19 protein-coding genes are annotated in these 19,780 nt (G+C 57.3%); 3 read left to right on the top strand and 16 right to left on the bottom strand.

All coding sequences use genetic code 11. The features are described 5' to 3' along the window. Positions 1-90: 90 nt before the first annotated feature. Positions 91-2,013, bottom strand: coding sequence for a MobH family relaxase (mobH, locus tag CKW31_RS09485; RefSeq protein ID WP_095094093.1), 1,923 nt, complete (start codon positions 2,011-2,013; stop codon positions 91-93). A 450-nt stretch (positions 2,014-2,463) separates the two neighbouring features. On the opposite strand from mobH, the gene CKW31_RS09480 reads away from it, so the two are divergent. Together CKW31_RS09480 and CKW31_RS09475 are read left to right on the top strand one after the other, a co-directional pair. Beyond that, on the top strand, positions 2,464-3,420 hold the full coding sequence (locus CKW31_RS09480) for a GGDEF domain-containing protein (protein WP_218192142.1): 957 nt from the start codon (positions 2,464-2,466) through the stop codon (positions 3,418-3,420). Positions 3,421-3,523: 103 nt separating this feature from the next. Beyond that, a complete protein-coding gene (locus CKW31_RS09475) occupies positions 3,524-3,814 on the top strand; it encodes a hypothetical protein (RefSeq protein ID WP_019237341.1) in 291 nt (96 codons plus the stop codon). A 155-nt stretch (positions 3,815-3,969) separates the two neighbouring features. Here CKW31_RS09475 and CKW31_RS09470 read toward each other — a convergent pair whose 3' ends face one another. Both CKW31_RS09470 and CKW31_RS09465 read right to left on the bottom strand, forming a co-directional pair. Beyond that, positions 3,970-4,896, bottom strand: a complete 927-nt coding sequence (locus CKW31_RS09470; protein WP_095094091.1) for a nucleotidyl transferase AbiEii/AbiGii toxin family protein — start codon at positions 4,894-4,896, stop codon at positions 3,970-3,972. Next, complete coding sequence (locus tag CKW31_RS09465) at positions 4,889-5,647, bottom strand: type IV toxin-antitoxin system AbiEi family antitoxin domain-containing protein (RefSeq protein ID WP_095094090.1); 759 nt, start codon at positions 5,645-5,647, stop codon at positions 4,889-4,891. The genes CKW31_RS09470 and CKW31_RS09465 overlap by 8 nt, the downstream gene beginning before the upstream one ends. A 225-nt stretch (positions 5,648-5,872) precedes the next feature. Between CKW31_RS09465 and CKW31_RS09460 the strand changes: the two genes are divergently transcribed. Then, a complete protein-coding gene (locus tag CKW31_RS09460; protein WP_065628848.1) occupies positions 5,873-6,232 on the top strand; it encodes a DUF3742 family protein in 360 nt (119 codons plus the stop codon). Between the two features lie 11 nt (positions 6,233-6,243). On the opposite strand, the gene CKW31_RS09455 is transcribed toward CKW31_RS09460, so the two are convergent. The 13 genes from CKW31_RS09455 to CKW31_RS09390 all read right to left on the bottom strand — a co-directional run bounded on the left by CKW31_RS09455 (position 6,244) and on the right by CKW31_RS09390 (position 19,773). Continuing rightward, complete coding sequence (locus CKW31_RS09455; protein WP_176469846.1) at positions 6,244-7,767, bottom strand: conjugal transfer protein TraG N-terminal domain-containing protein; 1,524 nt, start codon at positions 7,765-7,767, stop codon at positions 6,244-6,246. Between the two features lie 15 nt (positions 7,768-7,782). Next, positions 7,783-8,130, bottom strand: coding sequence for a hypothetical protein (locus tag CKW31_RS09450; protein WP_095094088.1), 348 nt, complete (start codon positions 8,128-8,130; stop codon positions 7,783-7,785). After that, complete coding sequence (locus CKW31_RS09445) at positions 8,127-9,464, bottom strand: integrating conjugative element protein (RefSeq protein ID WP_349813152.1); 1,338 nt, start codon at positions 9,462-9,464, stop codon at positions 8,127-8,129. The genes CKW31_RS09450 and CKW31_RS09445 overlap by 4 nt, the downstream gene beginning before the upstream one ends. Before the next feature lie 73 nt (positions 9,465-9,537). Beyond that, positions 9,538-10,479: a TIGR03756 family integrating conjugative element protein gene (locus tag CKW31_RS09440; RefSeq protein WP_218192141.1), complete on the bottom strand. Its 942-nt coding sequence runs from the start codon at positions 10,477-10,479 to the stop codon at positions 9,538-9,540. Continuing rightward, the gene (locus tag CKW31_RS09435) at positions 10,476-10,898 is read right to left on the bottom strand and encodes a TIGR03757 family integrating conjugative element protein (protein WP_050554476.1); all 423 of its coding nucleotides are present in this window, start codon (positions 10,896-10,898) and stop codon (positions 10,476-10,478) included. Before CKW31_RS09435 ends, CKW31_RS09440 begins: the two co-directional genes overlap by 4 nt. Before the next feature lie 250 nt (positions 10,899-11,148). After that, positions 11,149-12,093 (bottom strand): bifunctional helix-turn-helix transcriptional regulator/GNAT family N-acetyltransferase, encoded by a 945-nt coding sequence (locus CKW31_RS09425; RefSeq protein ID WP_095094087.1) that lies wholly within the window; start codon positions 12,091-12,093, stop codon positions 11,149-11,151. Positions 12,094-12,308: 215 nt separating this feature from the next. Beyond that, entirely contained in the window at positions 12,309-12,947 is a 639-nt protein-coding gene (locus CKW31_RS09420) for a DsbA family protein (protein ID WP_238558450.1), read from the bottom strand. Positions 12,948-13,093: 146 nt separating this feature from the next. Then, positions 13,094-15,970: a conjugative transfer ATPase gene (locus CKW31_RS09415; protein WP_032699467.1), complete on the bottom strand. Its 2,877-nt coding sequence runs from the start codon at positions 15,968-15,970 to the stop codon at positions 13,094-13,096. Continuing rightward, positions 15,970-16,404 carry a TIGR03751 family conjugal transfer lipoprotein gene (locus CKW31_RS09410; RefSeq protein WP_095094086.1) on the bottom strand — a complete coding sequence of 145 codons (435 nt, stop codon included), beginning with the start codon at positions 16,402-16,404 and terminating at the stop codon, positions 15,970-15,972. Before CKW31_RS09410 ends, CKW31_RS09415 begins: the two co-directional genes overlap by 1 nt. Then, positions 16,385-17,800: a TIGR03752 family integrating conjugative element protein gene (locus CKW31_RS09405; protein ID WP_095094085.1), complete on the bottom strand. Its 1,416-nt coding sequence runs from the start codon at positions 17,798-17,800 to the stop codon at positions 16,385-16,387. The genes CKW31_RS09410 and CKW31_RS09405 overlap by 20 nt, the downstream gene beginning before the upstream one ends. Next, entirely contained in the window at positions 17,790-18,695 is a 906-nt protein-coding gene (locus tag CKW31_RS09400; protein WP_095094084.1) for a TIGR03749 family integrating conjugative element protein, read from the bottom strand. The genes CKW31_RS09405 and CKW31_RS09400 overlap by 11 nt, the downstream gene beginning before the upstream one ends. After that, positions 18,692-19,378 carry a PFL_4703 family integrating conjugative element protein gene (locus CKW31_RS09395; RefSeq protein WP_095094083.1) on the bottom strand — a complete coding sequence of 229 codons (687 nt, stop codon included), beginning with the start codon at positions 19,376-19,378 and terminating at the stop codon, positions 18,692-18,694. Before CKW31_RS09395 ends, CKW31_RS09400 begins: the two co-directional genes overlap by 4 nt. Next, positions 19,375-19,773, bottom strand: coding sequence for a TIGR03750 family conjugal transfer protein (locus tag CKW31_RS09390; protein WP_080721195.1), 399 nt, complete (start codon positions 19,771-19,773; stop codon positions 19,375-19,377). Before CKW31_RS09390 ends, CKW31_RS09395 begins: the two co-directional genes overlap by 4 nt. Between the last annotated feature and the right edge of the window lie 7 nt (positions 19,774-19,780).

Genomic DNA, 19,780 nt, shown 5'->3' with positions numbered 1-19,780 from the left:
GACATCCGGTTTGACGTTCATAGCAGTGGCTCGGAGATAGACGTGAACGCTACTGGCTCACACTCAAGCACACCAATGAGGGGTACACCTTCAGTCATCAAGCGAAGTGGATGCGTCCGTATGGATCGGCGGTTGTAAGTTTCCTTCCCGGAGCGTCAGGTATGGGTTGTTTGGCGGAAGCTCCCCGAATACACCCTGCCAACGCTCAAGCAGGTAGCCGTGGAGCCGTCGCGATTTGCGAGGTCCGGTTACTTCGCACGTCCAGATGTTAAGGCCATTGGCTTGCTTACGGTGTAGATGCAATTTCTCAAATCTCTTTTGCGCCCACTGCCAATCCGCCATCTCTTCACGCTTTGCATAGTCAGCGATTTGAGGATGTTCTTGCGCATAGCGCTGAAACACACCTGGGCTCACCAGATAGACGGCATCCGCCACGATATGCACCAGCGCCTTAGCGTCGTTGATGACGAGTCGGCGCGATGCAATTGCCTGCTGCAGCCATGTCACGAAATGATCAGCTGACATTTGAGTTGATATCCCATTCGACTCATCCCTAGATGGGTGGTTACTAGTGGATATTGGATTTTCTTTCGCTGGGACGAACTCGCTCCCCTGGTGTGGCTTTCCGGGAGCTTCAGGGGTTGGCTGAAACGATGAGTTTTCTTGGTCATCGGCCTTCGGTTGATCTGGTGCCCCAATCATTGCCAGCAGTTCATCCATCATATCCGGCGCGTTTCTCGCTACGGGTTGTGTGCTCAAAGAAGGCTTCGATTCCAACGGTGGATTGGCTCGATCATCGGCGGTGTCCTGCATGGCCGAGTCAAGCAAGTCCGGCGCACTCTGGCCGGTTGCATCGGCACCTTGGCCTGCTTCAACAAGCACCGTCCCCGCGTAGGCGGCCGGCCGCCCACCAGCCTCCCAGATCAGAGCGGGCGAGAGCCGCAGTAACGTAAAGGCATGTGACCAGCCGCTTGAGCTGGTCACCGTTGCACGCCAGATCGCTTTACCGTCCGGAGCGGGCTGGAGCATGCGGTGCTCTTGAAGAACGTTGAACACAGCTGAGTTGTTCGCCGGGATGCCATCTATGCCTTGCGATAACAGGTGGGCACGCAACTTGTCCGAAACGGTCTTGCTCACCAGCCATAGCGCATCCTCCGTGAGCCAGCCATCTGATGCCTCTGGCTGGTTCAGCTTCAGCTGCTCTTTTAACAGGTAGCGCAGCCCCTCAAGCAGCTTGCGTTGCAATGCGTGCTTTGGTGCGGCCATCACCTTCGCCGGATCTCCACCGAGCTCCTGCGCAACCGATGCGCGATCAGCCTGGACCACCAATTCGCCAAGCATGTCAGCATGCTCATATTGGCCAGACAGCACGTAAAGCAACTGGGACCATAGGGCTGGATAGCCGCTGAGCCAGTCAAGCGCGGCGCTATCGAGTATCCGGGTGTAGAGCAATCCAGTCGCAGCCCCATGCAAGCGATATTCGCGACCCTCACGATGGCGAAAACGATACGGCTGACTCAGTGGTCCATGCCAGGGGTGCCAGATCCTCCCCCCCTGCAGCTCTACATGCAGATCGACAGCGATCTTGCCGATATCGTGTAGAAGCGCGGCATAAGCAACAGCTGCAGTCCAAGCTTCCGCTTGCGCCGCTTGGTCCTCAGGCGAAGCTCCTGCGGGAAGCAGGTGCGACTGTCGCAACTTCAACGCGAACGCGACGATTTCAAGGCCATGATCCAGCATGCCTCCCAGGTACGCGTGGTGATGGCTTTCAGACGCTGGGAATTGCTGCACAAGATCCGCATAGCGCTCAAGCGGGACTCGATAGAGCGTGTGGAACTGCTTGCGGGATAGAGAGGTACGCTGCCAGATATGTTCCAGAAGCTTCTGGCGTCGAGGTGTGGCCAGTAGTTCCGCTGCCGGCTTGGGCTGCAACAGCCCTTTGCTAAGCGCCGTCTCGGTCACTGCCGCAACAGGTGGCAGGACGGCGGCCTTTCGTTGAAACAATCTGAGCATGCCTACTCCCAGTGATGATGCAGGGCAGGGATGGCCTTTTTCCTTTTCCAGGTAGCCCCATTTCCCTTGGGCACCATTCCCTTAGCACCGCCCTTCTACCCTTCTGCCTTTGGGTTACACCATTTCCGCCAATCACTAGCGAGCATCAATCGGATGTGGGCGCTCCCCTTTTGCGCCTTTACCCGGCCTATCGGCTCAAGCACGCTGGCCGCAACCAGACCTCCTATGACTGAAAGCAGCTAAAGCCATGCTGGCATCAACGCTGCCGAGGCCTGGTCAGCATTGTTTCAATGAGTTAAAAATAACCCATAATGGATAGGCACGGATCAATGCATTGGACTGCAGCGGGCCGATGGCCACGGGCGATACCACGATGCAGATTTGCCACACATCGAGGCCTGGAGCATCAGCAGCAATGCCCCGATGCGCTTGGAGGAAAGGAGCAAGGACATGATGGTTCAGCATGAGGACGAACTACGCACCCCACCAAAGGCGAGCACCCTGCTGCGAGTGCTGAGCGCTCTTCCGTTCGGCATCGCGTGGGCCAGCTTTCCTGATGGAAAAATTCAGTACTGCAATGCGGAGTTCGTTCGTCTATTCGGCCACGACGCCAGCCACTTCCGTACAGTCGATCAATTCGTGGACAGTCTCTATCTTCATGAACGGCAGCGCGAGATGGTACGCAAGCGCTGGCTAGACATCGAATTGCATCACTCGGCACATCCTGTTGCGACCGGTGATATGGAGATTGATGTCGTGACCAGCGGAGGGTCAATCCGCACGGTGTTGCACTCGGGTTTGATACTTCACGACGAGAAGCTGGCGGTAGCGATCTTCAAAGATTTTTCTGGTGTGCAGTCCAATCGGCGGCAGCTTTTGGAGTTGATCTATCTAGACGATCTGACTGGTGTTTCCAATCGGCGTGGCCTTCGCGAGCGTTGGCATGCGGAGGTCTCCGAAGATCCGCAGCGTCGTCTTGCATTCCTCATGCTGGATCTTGATGACTTCAAAACCATCAATGATTCCTATGGACACGCGGTAGGTGACACCGTGCTTCAGATCATCGCAGAGCGACTGAAAGGGGCTGTGCGAGAGACAGACTTGGTATGCCGCCTCGGTGGCGATGAGTTCGGTATCTTGCTTGTTGCACCAAGTGACCTGTCTCATATCGAAATGGTCTGCAGCCGCATACTGGAGTCGGTGAATACGCCGCTTCTGGTGGACAACCTAAAACTTAGCGTCGGCGTCAGCATCGGCGCCTGCCTCTATCCAGATCAAGCTGCTGATAAGCACGAACTGCTGCGGCGCGCGGACCGGGCCCTGTATCAAATCAAAAGGACCGGGGGAAAAGGTTCCTGGCGCTGGTTCCAAGGAGAGCATCCAGTCGAAGGCCTGGCTATTTCTTGAGAGAAATGCAGTCTTCATACGTAGCGATTAAAGCAGTACCTACGCACAAGTTCTGAGTCAAATTTTGAGAGCAACTGGCGAACCAAAGGCCAAGGGGGCCGACATGAACCTTCCGAATGACAGCAGCTTGATTTCCGTGCCCGCAAGTAAGTCTTGCGAGCTCATCATACGGGGTGTGGCAGAATTTAAGGGGTTGAAAGATCAACGCATCTTTCTTGACTCACTGATGTTTCAGTGCGCTCTGTTGACCCGCATGACTGGCGGAGACAAGGAATATCACGCGTTTCTGGATCGTCTGCGAGACATGAGTTTCGAAGAGCTAGAGCACATTACCCATCCTCGCACGAAGCAGTCGCCTTCAGAGCACGAGGATGACATGTCCTTGCCAGCCTGATCGACTGTCTGCGATCAAGCCCCCACATTGATCATTCTGGGGCATCGCGACAGGTACCCGTGTCGCGATGCCGGACAAGCACAATGCCCAGCCTCCAGAAGCCTTTACCCGCTGCGGCCATGCTGATCTGGCGTGGCCTTTCAGCCGGACTAACCTCAGGTCCTGGATGCAGCGAGCGCAGCATCCAGGGCATCGGCCTGGGCCGCGAAATCACTAGGCCGACGCTGCTTGAACGTCCTTAGGTTGGTGAGCTTCCAACGTAATGCTGGCAACTGTTCGACGTACGCACACTGCAGCAATGACCACTCGGGCTCTCCCCTCGCCAATCCACTCAGGAAACCTCGGTGGGCCTCAGAGAGGCGCGCGGGCAATTCTTGCCGCAGCCGTGCACGAGTCTCCAGCAGTACACCCAGCGGGCAAGGCGTCTCTGTCATGCCCTGAAAGGCGCGCTCGTACTCCCCGGCGATGTCTTTGTCATTGCCGAACAGTACTTCGTGCGTAGGGCGGTTGTGGCCAGCCAGATAGACCACGAAGCATTCGATCATTTCATCGGTGATCCCGCCCGTTTCATACATCTGCCACGCGTCGAACAGATCACGCGGATGCTGACGATCCATCGCGGCTACCAACTTCCCTGCATAAAGCTCATCCGGGGCTAGGGTGGGGACGTCGAACTCGACTCCAAAACGGTCGCGCGTCCTGGCACTCAATGGCAGTCGGGTAATCGGAAGGACGGATCCGCGAAACACCACGTTGACCTCAACCTTAACCTGAGTGCTGTCATTCTCAGCAATCAGCTTCGTGTCGCCCAGATCTTTGCTGTGTATCAGTCGTGTTTGCACACCCATGGGTGCAACACGCTCTGCGATCGCAGCCAGCTCTTGGTTGATTGCTTGAAGTGCTTGATCACGGGGAACTTGCCAGGGCAGGTACACCACATCGATGTCGACGGAAAGGCGCGGCATATCCTGTACAAACAGGTTGATGGCGGTGCCGCCCTTCATGGCGAAGATGTCATTGGCGAATACAGCAGGAGCAATGTCCAGCAGAAGCCGAACAGTGTCAGCGTAGTGCTTATCCATGGGGGTTTAGGCTCAGCAAGGTGCCATCTTCCAGCCGGCTCATCCAGCGCCTGCTACTTCCGGTTCTGACCTGGTTGTGCTCAAGCAATAGGTCGACGTCGACGACACCTGACTCTCGTGCCCATGTCAGAAACAATCGCACGGCTTTTACACTGGTACAGCAGGAAAGCAGCTGTCCAAGCAGATCCTTACGCGGTGATCGAAGGCCATCAAAAATGTTGCGGCACTCCTCAAGGCTTTGCCTCGTGCCGGCGTCATAGAGCAGCTCCAGAACAGCTCGTTCTGGCACAGCTACCTGCAGGCCCTGGGGCTGTCCTGGGGGAGTGTGTAGGGTCTTTCCGGCGAGAGTATCGTCTGGCCAGTCGAAGAGCTTGGCCCCGACATAACGCGCCGGAAAACGCTCGGTGAACCAGGTAGGTATGACGAAACGGGCATCGCCCCAAAGAACGAGGATGTCCCACGACGCCAGGTTGTGGCGGACCCCCTGAAGCGCCAACGCGCTTTTCCCTCCGACGTGCAGGCCAGCCACTTGGCCTTGAAGGAAGCGCAGCGCGCCATTGACATCAAAGTCGTCGTTCGGGAATGCGTAGACGCCATGGGCGAGGCGTACGAGCCAGCCTCCCTCCACATAGCGGGCAGCCAGCTGTGGTGACACGCCAAACGATTCGAGCGTAGCTAGACCGAACGGCGCACCACGTGGGAGCTCAGCCTGAAGGCGTTTGATTAGTTGATGTCGTATAGTTCTACTCATATGTTAAATGTAAAACACAATCTAATCACCTGTCATCCCGATGCACACTTATCGGGAAAAAATAGCCTCATAGTTGAATTTCATGTGTAGATCTAATCATACTCGGCTGGTATGCATTGCCTAACCAGCTGAATCATGTGTCGGCCGAAGCTCATTGTTGGCACCCATGCCCGGGGAAAAAGGCAAACTGGACCGTACACATATCCCCCAAGATAGGTGACAGCCATGAAGACGAACCCTCAAAGCAGCAATCCGGAGAAGCTAGGTCGCTGGCTTGGCAACGCCTGGCGTTCCTATGCCATGGGCGAGCGGCGGTTGTTTGATCAGTTGGCATGCAAGGGTATGAGTCCAGCGGTCCTCAGGATCCTGTTCTGGACAGTAAAGCTAACCGTAATCGCTCTGCTGCTCTACTTCGTATTCTGGGTCGCCCTTCTACTGGTGGTATTGGTGGGCGCTGCGCGGTTGGCGAGTAACGCTGACTTAGGCGAGATGCCTGAGCCCGAATGGAAGAATGGACCGGCAGGTTTTGGGCTTTACACCTACGACGGCTTCCGTATAGACCCTCATGTCTCTGACGAGGATTGAGAGGATCTGGCTCACTTTTTCGAAATTGCGCCCACCACCGTACTGGCACCCTTCCCACCCGCTGCTTTGGCATCGCCAGTTGCACCGGCAAGTCCCTGGAGCACATTCCCTGCGCGAACACCCGCCCAGCCTAGTGCCATGATCCAGAAGGTAGGGAGCACGATAAACATCGTCCCCATCACGAACATCAGCAGCAGGTCGCCAAACGCATTGTTCAGGCCTGCAAGCGGGTCGAAGTTTGCATGCGGACGGTTGTAGCCAAAGCCCCACCCGTAAAGCGCGTCCAAAATAGTGCTGTCGATCCAACGGGCGAGCTGGAACCAGAAATCTACAAAGAACAATGCGAACTGCACGATGCTGACAGTCACCAACGTCTTCAGGTCGTAAGTCCCCACCACCAAGACCAGCGGTATGCAGATCACCAAGGCCATCTTCAACAGCGAAAGCACCATCGGCAAAGCCTGGCGCACCACATCCATTGCTGGGAAAGCTGCAAGCGAACCGACTGCAAGACCGACATCGCTGGCTGCACGATTGACGACGTTGGGCAATGTCTTGTCAATCTGACCGCCATAGTCGGTGTAGACAGAGCCTTGATTAAGCTTCTGCTGCCGCGGTGAAGCGATGGCTCGAATCACCGAGTCATCGACCTCCTGGCGACTCAAGAAACCAGCCCATCCAGCGACTCGGTTGAGCAGGTTTGGATCGACCTGAGACAGGAGCCGGGCACGCAATCCGTTACTGCCATCGCTCCACCACTGGCGACATGTCGGATAGCCCGCACCGCTGGGCACTTGCGCAAGACCCGCATCGCGATTGCTCTCGTAAGCCCAGCCGTCTCGCGGCGTCTTGGCGTGATAGGTGTCGTAGAAGCCGCTGGTATCAACGAAATAAGACGAGCCGATCCAGGACACATCATGCATTTGCGTGTCATCGAGCTGCGGGCGGTTCATGAACAACTTGGCACGTGCCGGCCCGTAACAGTCGTGCGTGAAGTCAGCAACTTCCTGAGCTAGGACCGGATCGTCAATGCGCGTGGCGTTGATATCCATCCGAATCTGGCGCACGTCGGTTCCGCATGGAATTGCAGCGACTGAGGCACCAGTGATTGCGCGCGATACTGCGTGTACGAAAGCCCACCAGACCGGCAACTTGGCACTCTGATTGTTGAGCGTGCTGAAAGACTGCGACCAACCGGTTGCTGCGGGTTCGGGCATGTTGACCTGACACTGCGTCGAACGTGTTTGGTCATACTTGATGGTGTTGAGGTCGACGTCGATAAATGGAATGCCGGCGAACATCACCACGACGATGGCAACCCATACCCTGTTCTCGATTCGCAACGAAGACAGGACGCCCTTGTTGCCTTCATCAGCCCCTTCGGCCTTCGCCTTCAGCCATTCTTGGACAATGATGGCCAAGAAAGGAATTGCAAACACACCACTGGAAACCAGCACAGCCCAGATTCCATTGTTGACGATCCAGCCTACCAGGGTGAGGTAGTACTCAAGGTAGTCAGTCGTGAAAAGCGTCATCGGCTGGATCTCCAATTACGACTGAAGCAATAAACTGATTTCCAGAGCGACGATGGCTGCAACGCCGGCGACTTCGGTGCGGATCAGCCGGTAACGCGCTTCGGAGTCTGGCTCGCGAGCGAGCAGCCGACGGCGCATCCAAAGCCAGCCGCGGGCCGTAGCTGCATAGAGAGCCAGCCGCCACACCAAAAAGTAACCGGAAGCGGCGGCCATCCAATGCTGCCAAGCGGTGACGCTGCCCACGAGATAGATACCGACCACGTTGGCTAGCAATGCCATAGCGAGCAATACCATGGTCCATAGCAGCACATGTGCCGTCTTCCGATTGAAAAGCCAGCGAAAGCGCAGCCACTCGAAATTCATTGCACCCGCCCTGGCGATGGCCGCTGCAATTGGTCGAGGCGGTCAGGGACGGGATCACCTTCGTAGACCCCACGCGAACCCGATGCCCTTGTACCGTGGCGCTGGATGATCGCCATCGGCGAGTTGTTAGCGAGCTCACGGCGTAGTTCAAGTTCGGTCTTCAAATTCTGGATCTCACGATCCAGCGTATTGCTCTCGTGGTTGATAGCCTCCACCGCAAGCTGATTGGCTGAAACATTGGGCTCTTTCTGCCCTGTCAGCAGCGTGCGTTGCAACAGCAATGCCTTCTCTAAAACAGAAGACAGCGCCACCTCTGAGGCCAGTCGGCGCGCGAGGATATCTTGGTCCGGTTCATCTCGCAGCGCTTCAATAACACCCCGGGTGATCGGCAAAGATGTGCTGCCGGCCGCGCGCAAATTTTCGAACGTGGTATTGCGGGTTCCGTCGATCAGCTCCTGCAGGGACTGCAATTTGGCTTCGTATTCTTCCTGGATAAGTGGCGTCAAGCCCACACCCGGCATGGTTTGAGTCTTGGTACAGTCTTCGCAAGTACGCTGCTCCTGCTCCCCCAAGACACGGGTTGCCCATTCAGTTGCTGCTTGCGGGGTGGGCCATGTCTGGCAAGCCAAGCTGTTGCAGCTAGTTGCATCTATCGACGAGGTATCGGTAACGCTGCGGCCATTGACCAGGTTGTAGCCCGCACGGGTCACGTCGGCGACCACTTTGATCGAGGACTGACCCGCACCACCAGCGTTATTGCCACCGACCCAAGGAACGCCGTCATTGCCACGCGTTGTTTCGGCCTGCTCGATAGCGGACACTGCATCGGTACTGGTCACCGCCTGGCGAAGAGCCATGCCCTCTGCTATCTGGTTCCAGCCGAGTTGGCCACCAGCCGTCTGGGCCATCCGTTCAGCCATAGCGCGACAGGTGAGTTTGGAACGGTCAAAGTCCAGGCGGGCCTGCAGCACGCCATTGGTCAACAGGTTGTACAGACCAGGGTCTGCGCGCTGGATGATCAAGGCGGGCAGCGACGCGACGGCACTCGTCGCGCTCTGAATCACGTTACCCATGATGTTCTGAAATCCATTCGTCAGCCCATTGAGCTGGTTCTGAATCGTCGTGCTGATATTCATATCCCCACAGACCAAATTGCTGTTCCAGCCAGCGCCCACGCCTATCGAGCGCATACCAGCAGCGCCGCTCATGGAGACGGCGTTGCCGCCACCGATTGAATACATGACCTCATCGCCGATCACGCTTCCACTGTTCTGGAAGCCACCGCTCTGAGCCCAGACAAATCCGCTTGCAAGGCCAAGTGCACACGTCAGCAAAACAAGGCGCGAATGTCCCTGTCGACGGCGGTGAAGTGGGGAAATTTCACGAGAGAATTTCATTGACGTGCCCTTAGTTGAAATCGACGCTGCCCAGGAAGACCTGACCTTGACGCTGGCAGCAGCTATAAGGGCGCCATAAAGCCCACGCGTAGTCGCCCTGCGCTGCCTGAGGCAGCAAGCCGCTTTGGGGGAATACCGCACAGGTAGAGGACAGGCGCGGTGTGAGTTGCTGCCACTTACCTGTTGAGGCATCGCTTTCTACCAACTCGCCAGCCGGCCAATAACCATCGCGACTACTGGCGAGCAGGGGCTGATAGACGTGAAGTTGGCCTCGACGCGTCACGATGTCGCCTGCGCGTTGCGCAACCACAGCGCCGGCCTTGTAGTCATCGGCCTGATGCAGAAATCCTCCGCGGGGGTAGACGGCGCCCCACAAATTCATGCCAGTACGAGAGCCTATCTCTCGCATGCCAGGGATGAGCGCTTCGGGGTAAACGACTTCTGGCAAGTTGTAGCGCCATGCAATCGTATCCAAGGTGCTGAGCAAGTAGGGCATGAAAGCAGTACCAGCACCTTCGCACGCATAACCCGATGCGCTGGCGAATTGACTGAAAACCTGCCCACCGGGGTGGCCGATCACATCCGCGTTTTTGAACTTGATCAGGTTGTTTTCGTTGTCATGATTGGTTGTTCCATCTCCTCCAGAGCGAGCAGTCGCGTTGGGCTTACTCATCGCACGCACTTCAAGCCAGGGATTTTCACCGACGTTGGAATAGCTGGAGACCACAGCATCTGGAACGTAATGACGTACTTTGATTGAGGTGCGAACCGTGCACCCCGTCAACGTGCAATAAAGCCAATAGCAAATGCCCACCACCCGATACTCCAGGCAGTCTGGCGAAAGCGTTGATGACACGATGCTGGCCGTATTTAGAGCGAAGCTCGACGTAGCACCGCACAGCAGCGCTGCAGCGGCACCCATTCGTAGTCGACGTGGAACACGGGCCATCATGGGGTTTTCCTGCGGTACTGCGCTACGCGCGCAAGTGCCCTGTCCAAGTTGGGCTCCCCATACACCACATAACTCTGGTCCACAACAACCGCTGGGAGCGTGGCGATGCCCAAACTCCAGGCGTCGGCAACGTCTTGGTAAGCACTACGAAGGCGTTGTTGCAGAGCTTGGCCACCGCGTTCTATGCGTTGCTGTACCAGCGCAGCGGCACGCTGGGGGTCGCTTGGAAGCTGCTCTGACAACTCGATTTCAAGCTGCTGGGCTTTGTCTAACTCTATGCGTCGTTCGACGGCCGCGTTGCCAGTCACAGAGTGCTTGGAGTCAGTGATTACCCAGACTTCTTGAGCCTCGGAACTCCCCGGAACCAGCATCGCCAGTCCGAACAGCGCGTGTCCGAAAACAATGTAGAGGTTGCGCATGGCGTGCTGCCTGGCAGTTGGAGACCCATGTAGTCCAACGCATCCGGCTGACACATACCACGAAGAATGAGTAATGCAGCACGCCCGCATTTCCTGCGTATCGCATCCAGCAAAAGGTCGATACGCTGTAACCGTCCGGCCTAGTCATCTACCCAGTCCCGCAAAGCCAAGACATGGTGTGCACTTAAATTTAAGTGGTCACTAGTTCTAGCCTTTTGTGCGAGTTTGCAGACTCTTCATAGAATGCTGCTCAGCGTTTACGCGTGAACTGTTGCTCAGTGACCGCCGTACCCCATTGATTGCCTTGCTCTTCATGAGTTAGCTCGAAACCCAACGATTCGTAGAGGCGCCGGGCAGCTTCCAACCCTTTGAATGTCCAAAGTTGTATAGCTGAGAAATTCTGCCGGTCGCAGAAATCTAATGCCTCGGTGAGAAGGTGACGACCTATACCGCCACCACGGCAGCCATCGTCAAGGATGAACCAGCGCAGGTGGGCTTCATCGTTTCCGAGATCCTCTCCGTCGATAGCCAGCGATCCCACAATCCGGCCAGCGCTCTCAGCGACCCAAATGGCGTTACGCGTATTGTTCAATCGTCCCGCAAATTCCGCAACGCCAGCTGCAACCTGACTCTCGAAAAACTGACCAAAGCCGGAATGGCGAGAGTAAAAGCTAGCGTGCATTTCGGCCATACGACCGATCAGGCCAGGGCGATATCCGGAAGCGATTTGAATCTTGGCTGCCGCCGTTTCAACTGTTTCTTGGCGATATGTCTTCAACGCTTGGGCATACGCGTTCAGTCCTTGGGCGATGGTCTGCTGTTCCTGTTGGGTGAGCGGAACCAGCGCTGACGAGACCTGCATCTGTCCGTAAGCATGAATTTCTTCGAGAGTGCGCTTTCCTTGCTCAGTCAGGCTGAGTTGTTTCGTGCGGCCATCCTCTTCACCTCGACTTTCTTCCAGCTCCCCAGACTGAATGAGCTTCGCAACCATCCGACTGACACTTGACTTTTCAAGCCCGAGCTCTTGCACGAGTTGAGCCGAAGTCAACGCTCCGTGTTCGCCTAACTCAAGCAGGGTGTGAACAGCGGAGGGCGAGTACCTCGTGCCCGCCAATGTAGTGCGCATAAAGCCCAGCTCACGAACCATCGTGCGTGATGCGGAGCGGACTTGTTCCACAACTGACGGATCGATCATTTCTGACGCCTCACCCAAATTTGTTGCGCCATACAACCATATTTAGTTGCAACGCACAACCATGCGCTCTGCACGCAGGCGTTGAATCCGATCAAATGCTCCCGCGATTGAAATTACGAACGAAGCACTCTTCTAGAGCAGTGTCCTCAGGCGGTTAGGCACCGTGATTCAAATCCTGCCAGTAATCAGCTCGGCCAGCAGGATAGTGCCTATCGCTAGGGCTCTCTAGTGAAGTGAGGCGTCGTGTCACTTGGGGTTTTTTCGCGGGAGCTTTGAGGCGCTTCAGACAATCGTGAGTCTGCCACAGCTTCCATGCCATTCTCAGGCGAGCTCAGTAGATCCATTGCGGATAGCAAAGCATCTCCAGAGACTGGACCCGTTAGGCTCATCGAGCGACTCGTTTTGTTGTCAATCAAGCGAAGCGAGGGAGTTGCATCAAAGCCATCATGGCGGGCTTGCTCGGCTTGCAAGCGCACTGCCGCGCCAGGACGATCACTTTTCAGGCACTCCCGCACGGCAGATTCATCGGGGTAACTCACACCAGCCGGAAGGCCTTGCCCGCCTCCTCGCGTATGCTGATAGACCCACTGCACGGCTTCCCAGAAACGTGCATGGCCGAACCTTTCTCCGACACACTCGACCCAGCGCGCTTCATCTCCCGCTGCCGGTTCGTGTATCGCCAAGGGCAGGTGATTCCACTGTAGGTTGACGTCAGGATGGGCATCGACCCAGGCGCGCAGGGTAGGTGTGTAGGTTTGGCAAAAAGGACATTCAAGATCCGCGTATACGACAACGGTAAACCGGGCTGTGCTTGAGCCGTGACGCCAGGGCGGGCCATCGGTTGGTTCAGGCATGGACGCACTTAGCGCTGTAGGTCGAGTCAAGACCAGCACGCTATAAAGCAGTGCTGCGAGCGCCGCAATCACAATCGTGGTCAAGCACCAGAAGCGCAGTCCCTTGCGAGGGCGAGCAGATAGGTGTTCGATAGTCATAAGGAATCTCAAACGAACAAGTCGTCGTATGGCAGTGGGCTAATGCCCCTGGCATGGTCGATCTTCTCGGCGATCCTGAAGGCTGCCTCAAGTTCGCCAATGCCAAACTCCTGCATCACCAGGAACCGCTCGGCTTTCTCTTCCGGCTCTGTTTGGGCCAATGCGAGGTAGAGGCTAGGCGGCACTGCACGGAACAAGACTTCCATCGACTTGGACAGAATCACCCCTTCGCTGAACTTGCCGGCCTCTTTGCGAGCAGACAGCATTAAGGCCTTCTGAGCGGGGTTCAACTCGCGAAAACGCGCGATCTTTTCAACCTCATCCGGCGGCATCGACAGGCAGATCCACCATTCGATCATGTTCAACATTGGTTCGGCGGACTTGGGCAGATCGTCCACGTTCTGAGTAGCCAGCCAGAACCAGGCGCCCAGCTTGCGCCACATCTTGGTGATCTTCACCACGTAGGGTGACAGCAGCGGATTCTTGGTGATGATGTGGCCTTCATCGGTCACGTTGACGATGGGCCTCCCCAGAAATTGATCACGCTCGGCAATGTTGTTAACTGTGCTGATCAGGGAGATGTAGGCAATCGACAATTGGGCGTTGTAGCCCTCACGCGCATACGTTGCTAGGTCCACGATGGTGACGTCAGCTTCCGGCCACGGGGTTCCGGGGCGATCAAACATCTCGCCGTCCGAGCCTTGGCAAAACATGTCCATAGCGTCCGCCATTTCAAGCAAACGGGAACGCCGGATCTCCGGAAGCGTTGAATCACGGCCGCGCTCGCGTAACGCTTCACGTACGTCGCGAGTGAGCACTGTGCGATTCTCTGCACTGCAACGCTGCGCAGCATCGAGTATGCATTGACGAATCAGCGAGCGGTCGGCGCGGGTCATTCGCGCCTCCTCCTTGTCCTCTCCCCCGGTAATCATCAAGCGTGCAGTGATTTCGAGCTCGCCCAGCACGTCGCGTTGCTCATCGGCCTCATTGGCGTCGGCCTGATCAGACAGCTCCTCTTCGAGGGCGTCGGCATCCAGCGTCTGCACATCGCTGGGCGTATCGATCAGTCGATGGGCATCAGCAAATGGCGCAAGACTCACGCCAGAGCCAGGCGCAAGCTTGACCCGGTTAACCGTCAGTCCAAGCCGCTTCGCAAAGTCACCGAATAGCCCAAAGGAATTCCCTGCCTCCACGATGAAAATGCGGGGCCGATAGATTGCGGCAACCTGATTCAGGATGTTATTCAGAGTTGCAGATTTGCCAGATCCAGTCGGGCCAAAGAGGAACAAGTGGGCGTTCATTTGCCGATCAAGCCGGTTGAACGGATCAAAGGTAATGACCCCGCCACCTCGGTTGAAAAAGGTGATGCCAGGATGTCCAGTTCCTTGGCTACGCCCCCAGACCGGCGCCAAATTCGCTGCATGTTGAGCGAACATCAGTTGGGTGTACCACTGCCGGCGATCCACGCCTGGGTTGTAGACGCAGGGAAGCCAACGGAGGTAGCTGTTGAGCGGCGCAACTTCGTCCTCCTCCCGTACAGGCTGCAACCCGGCATTGAGCATGACGTTGGCGAGCTGAAGCCCACGGCGATCAAGCTCGGATTCGTCACGTCCGTGCAGATAAAAGGCCAACGTGCCCCGATACAACTTGTGAGCGCTGCCAATCAGTGAGCGGGCCTCGTGCACGTCCTTGAGTGCTTGTTCCGAGGCGAGGGTTTCTCCAACCGCTTTCTTGGCCAAGTGGTTGAGGTGAGCCTCCAACACATCTTGCGGTGTTGCGACGAGCGTAAGGCACAGCGTCGTGTCTTCCGGCATTTGGTCGAACAGAGTATTGATAGCGTCACCTTTGCGGGTTTCGCCCGTGAGGTGGCCGGTTACCGGCGGCATACGCAAACGGTCGGTGACCATCACACGATGAGGGAGGCTATCGAAATACCACAAGCCTTGATCGACATCTGAGCGTGGATGGCCGAAGAACAGCCGCTGACTGAAGTCCACCCCGCTAGCCAGCTCAATTTCATCAGGCTCCGGGGTTTGCGGATAGGCGGCAAGCTGGTAGAAGCGCTCGCGGTCCTTGGCCTCGTGTCCCAGTACCGTCGGGTGTGGATTGAACCATCTCAACAACCACGCATGGATTGCAGGTGCACCGAGCCGGTTTGACTGAATGCCGGCGTTGCTCAAACCACCTACCAATCGATCGCACACAGTATTAAGGGCTTGCTCGGGCGTCTGTCCGCGACGCCTGCTCTGGCTTGAAGACCGCCGGTACACCACCATTCGTACGCGACGGGTCTGCCCACGCCAACGAAGACGTGTCACAACGCTGTCCTCAAACAAGCCACCTGGCTTCGCAACTGCTCGCAGGTGGTGAGCAAAAAACCTGAGATAAAAATTCGTAAATTTCGACTCCTTCGCACGGGGCTGAATGTAATCGTTCAGCGTCTGAAGGTATTGGTCGAAGTTTGCCTCGTCCTGAGCATAGAGCTGGACAACCCAAGGATTCTCGTCGAGCTCGTCGAAACTGTCCTGCAGCGCATTCTCCAGTGCATCACGGGCTTGAGCGAGCCATACAGCCTCTCGCCCCTCGGTGCCCAGCGGCGTCAGCTCAAAAAAAGCGGCGACTGACTGGCCGTCTTCGAGCAGCATGCACTGTGTCTCCGGCAGGAACTCCACCCAAGGCAGCAGTGCTACGAACGACGGAGCCACATCATAAAGTGCCTCCTCGTCGTCTGAAGTAGCCGGGGACTCGCGCCCAGCTTTACCAGGAGCTCGAATGCCTGCCTCGCGCAGCGCTTGTAGGTAGCGCTGCCAGCCGTCGGGGCTCCCATCGGCGCCAGGCATGGAATGGCATGCTTTTGGGCGTAACCAAGGGAGTGTCCAGGACATCAGTAGTCCCCCACACGCTCGCCAGGCATCGCGTACTGAATCCGCTGGTAAAGCGGAAACACAGTCGTATAGCCAGGCACCGGCACAGGGTCGGTACCGGTCAAATGTGGGAACACATACATCACCAGATCGGGATTGGGGAGGCGGTGAAACTGTCGATAGATTTCATTGGACGCCGTGCGTGTGTAACGAGATTGCTCTGAGGGAGCTTCGGCCAAGTCTGCCTCTTGCAAGGGCCGCCGCAGCGTCTGGCGTGCATCTAGCAACTGGCGACCAGCGATCTGGCCTAAGCCACCATCACCAGCCTCTTGCTGCCAGATGTCCTGCATGCTTTGTCCACCATGGGTCAACAATTGATCCTTGTCGGTCGCACAGCCGACGAGCGTCACCGCTGCCATGGCGAGCACCACGGGTTTAATCCAGTTCGAGCGCATGGGCTTCTCCTGCACGGTGATCGACCTTGCGGCCTTTGGTGTCGTAATCGATGGCTAGGGGCTTATCGAGGTGGACGGCAACTTTGGCGCCTGGCTGTACATACACCGCAGCGAAGGCCTGGCCGTAGAGTTTGTTAACCCAGCTCGACATTTCCTGGACACCACCGGCCAAGATCCGGCCGACCGCTTCCTGACCAGTGATGCCGACGGTTCCGACTGAGCCATCGGCTCCGACATAGGAAGCCCGGCCACTATCAGATTCGATCATTGAAGCGACGCCTGCGCCGGCAGCGGTGATCAGGGCTTGTGAGCCCAGATATTGTTGCGCGTTGCTGCGACGTTCGCCGTTGACACATGGGATGCCATAGGGATCGCTGATCCAGCCAAGACCTTCCTGCTGTTTGTCACTCTGCTGGTCGCCGTCCCGGTCCTCGGGGATCGTGCGGATGGTGCCGTCATTGAAGACAAAGGTGATGCTGCGCACCTGCCCACGCACGCAAGAAAGCGTCCAATCCCCTGCGGCGGTACCGCTGAACACTGCCCCTGCCACATCAGGGAGGTCGATGCCATTTGCGGTCAGGTTATCCGGGCCCACCAGTACCTTGAATGGATAAGGATCGTTGACAGTGCCATCGACCGGGACTCGACCGATCAGTGCAGTCATCGCCACCGAGCCCATTAATGTCGAGTTGGTTGGCACGGTGTAGACCGCTCTGGTCGTGGTTGCTCCGACGGCTTTGGCGCTGGCTTTAACGGTTGATTCGGCTGTCTCTTCCAGCGTGCGCTGGGCCGGGCCAAAGCTGGTTGGAAAGCTGGGTGTATCCCCGCTGCTTCGTCCATCAGTCTGCTTTTTGTCTTCGGGTTCCACCCAACGCATACCACTGCCGGAGCCAGACATGCCATCAGCGTCGCCATCGCGTAATCCCAGCCCCACAGGTAAATCGGCATTGCCGCCGGTGTTGCCGATCTTGTCCAAACGCCGTTGCAAATCCTGTAGCAAACCTTCGGTCTGCTGGCGTTCTGAGTTGAGCTGTTGCTGGTCACGACGCAGGTTGGCGCGCTCAGATTCCAGCGCATTGCCAATGCGTTGATCTATTGCAGATTCACGCTGGCGAAGTCGCTGATTCTCATCTCGTTGCGTCTTGTTGTCCGATGTGGCCGTCTGCAGCTCTGTACGCAGCTGCTTCACCTGGGCGACCAAGGTGGCTACCGTGTCGCGTGGTGTATCGCCCTCAATGCCCAGCGCCTTCATTTCTTCAGGGGTGAGTTGGGCACCCGCATCGGCGGTGGACGGGGCCTGATGAGCACCGCCGCCCGAAAATTGCCTGATGCCGAAGAACAACACCAGCAGTGCCACTGGAATCATCAACCACTTCAGCAAACCGTTACTGTGCATGGCCATATCCTTGCGCAGGCGCGGCCGGTTGCGGCAGGTTTACTGCTGGGTCGAAGCGCTGTATAGCTGGTAACAGTGACTGGGCCAAGCTACGACCACGAGTGACCACGTAGACGACTGTGGTGTCTTCTGACTGGCCGTGCGGTCCTAGGGCCGGATGCTGGAACGCCGCAGTCAGGATGTCGCCCTGAAGCGTACGCGGGTCAAGATCGATCCAGGTTCCGCTGGTATTGGTCAACTGGACGGCGGTGACCCATTGGTCCTCCAATCGCCAGGAGGCAAGCGCTGTAGCTTTGACCGGCAAGGTCGGTAACAGTGTCTCAAGCGGCAGGTTACGGCGCAGGTTCACACGCGTCACTCCAGGAGCTGCTTCGACGGTGCGTAGCGGCGCATAGAGATTTTGGGCGGCGTATCGCGTGAGGACTACTGCAACCGGAGTCTCGCGCTTGTCTTGAGCAGGCTGGGACTTGATGTCCGGATCAGCATCATCTGCCTCGGATGGCTTCTCGCCGTAGCGTGTTGACGTGCTGGGACCATCGACGATGCGCACCGGTTCCAAGGGAGGAACGCCCTCACCCCCAACCTGCGCAGTGATGTCGAGCAAAATCAGGGCTCCGGTATCGGCATCTTGCAGCTGCAGCCGGGTAGGCTCGATGGGTGCGTTCGCGCGCAGATAGACTGCGCCGCCTGCGCTCTGGACACGGAGACGCTCGCCTACGTTAGTCGGCACCCCGATGCGGACATTGCGATCAACGAATACAATTCGCTCTTGGTCTACGACCAGCGGAATAGCCAGAGGCAGCCGCTCCCAAGTCAGGATTTGAACCGCATGAGCCTGGGGCGTCATTGCGATGGCAATGACGGTGCTAAGCCAGAAAGCGAACTGATGCTTCATGGTTTCTCTCCTTGGGCATCCAGGCCACTTCGAGTCGGTGCAGGATCAGGTACATCGGGTGCTCCAATGCGCTGAGGCGCGCCGTCATAACAGTCGATCGCCAGACCGAATGGGTTGCGCGTGGGATCCACGTCGGTCCTCACCACTTTGATCAGATAGCGCACCAGAGCGCGCTTGACCTGTTCGGAGCCGTAGTACTCGTCCGCGCTGATGTCTAGGGTGACCACCCAATCGCGCTCTGATACGACGCGCACGCGGAGCCCAGGGTTGTCGCCGTAGCCGCGACCTGGAATTTCATAGATTCCGCGCACACGTTCGCGCAATTCACCCGCGTTACGCCGATAGTCGTAATCGGCCTGAAGGAATCCCTTGCATGCAGGCGTGAAGTACGGCGAAAGCGCATGCAGGTTGCGCGCGTAGTCGTTCTCGCCATTGGTCGGCCATCGGTTGAGTTGCTGGAATACGTAGAACGTGAAGGCATACACCGATTCCGGCGGCACCTCCCACCACTTGCGTGTGCTGCCAGAGCGCAGATCCGGCGGGACATGGACGGTGAGGTCGCGCGGCGCGCTCCACCAGCCACCGCCCATGACCAAGGCAATAATCAGCAGGGCTCCAACGCCAAGGCGCAACGTCTTGATGTGTGCCTGTAGGTGCATGACCTCGTTTTTGAATCGGCTCATCCTGCTTTCCTTCGAACCGACCAGAAACCAGAGCGGGTGACCAGCGCCTGCCCACCAACCCAACCGGCGACGGTGGGGTGACGCGTCGTCAACCACCACTGCAGATGTCGGTAAAGCCATGTGTCGGGTCGGCCGCGCTTCTGTCGACGCAGGATGCCTCCACCAACGAACACGCCAATAGCTACCGCTGCCACCATGAAGGTCGGTGCGAGCGCTATGGTCGAGAACATCCAGGATAGAGGTCCACCAACGACCAGCCCGGTCGCGCCGGACAGGCCGCAGCAGACCCACAGTTCATCTGCGGTCAGTCCACGCACCACCACTGGATGACGGTTGAGCCGGTGCGGCAAGAAAGACACTGTGCCGTCCTCTCGAACATGCGGGTAGTCGGACATGACCAGC

Source organism: Pseudomonas sp. Irchel 3A5, assembly GCF_900187575.1.
In the GTDB taxonomy this organism is placed as follows: domain Bacteria; phylum Pseudomonadota; class Gammaproteobacteria; order Pseudomonadales; family Pseudomonadaceae; genus Aquipseudomonas; species Aquipseudomonas folii.
The sequence above is the reverse complement of the archived record's forward strand: the minus strand, read 5'-3'. Positions and strand labels throughout refer to the sequence as shown.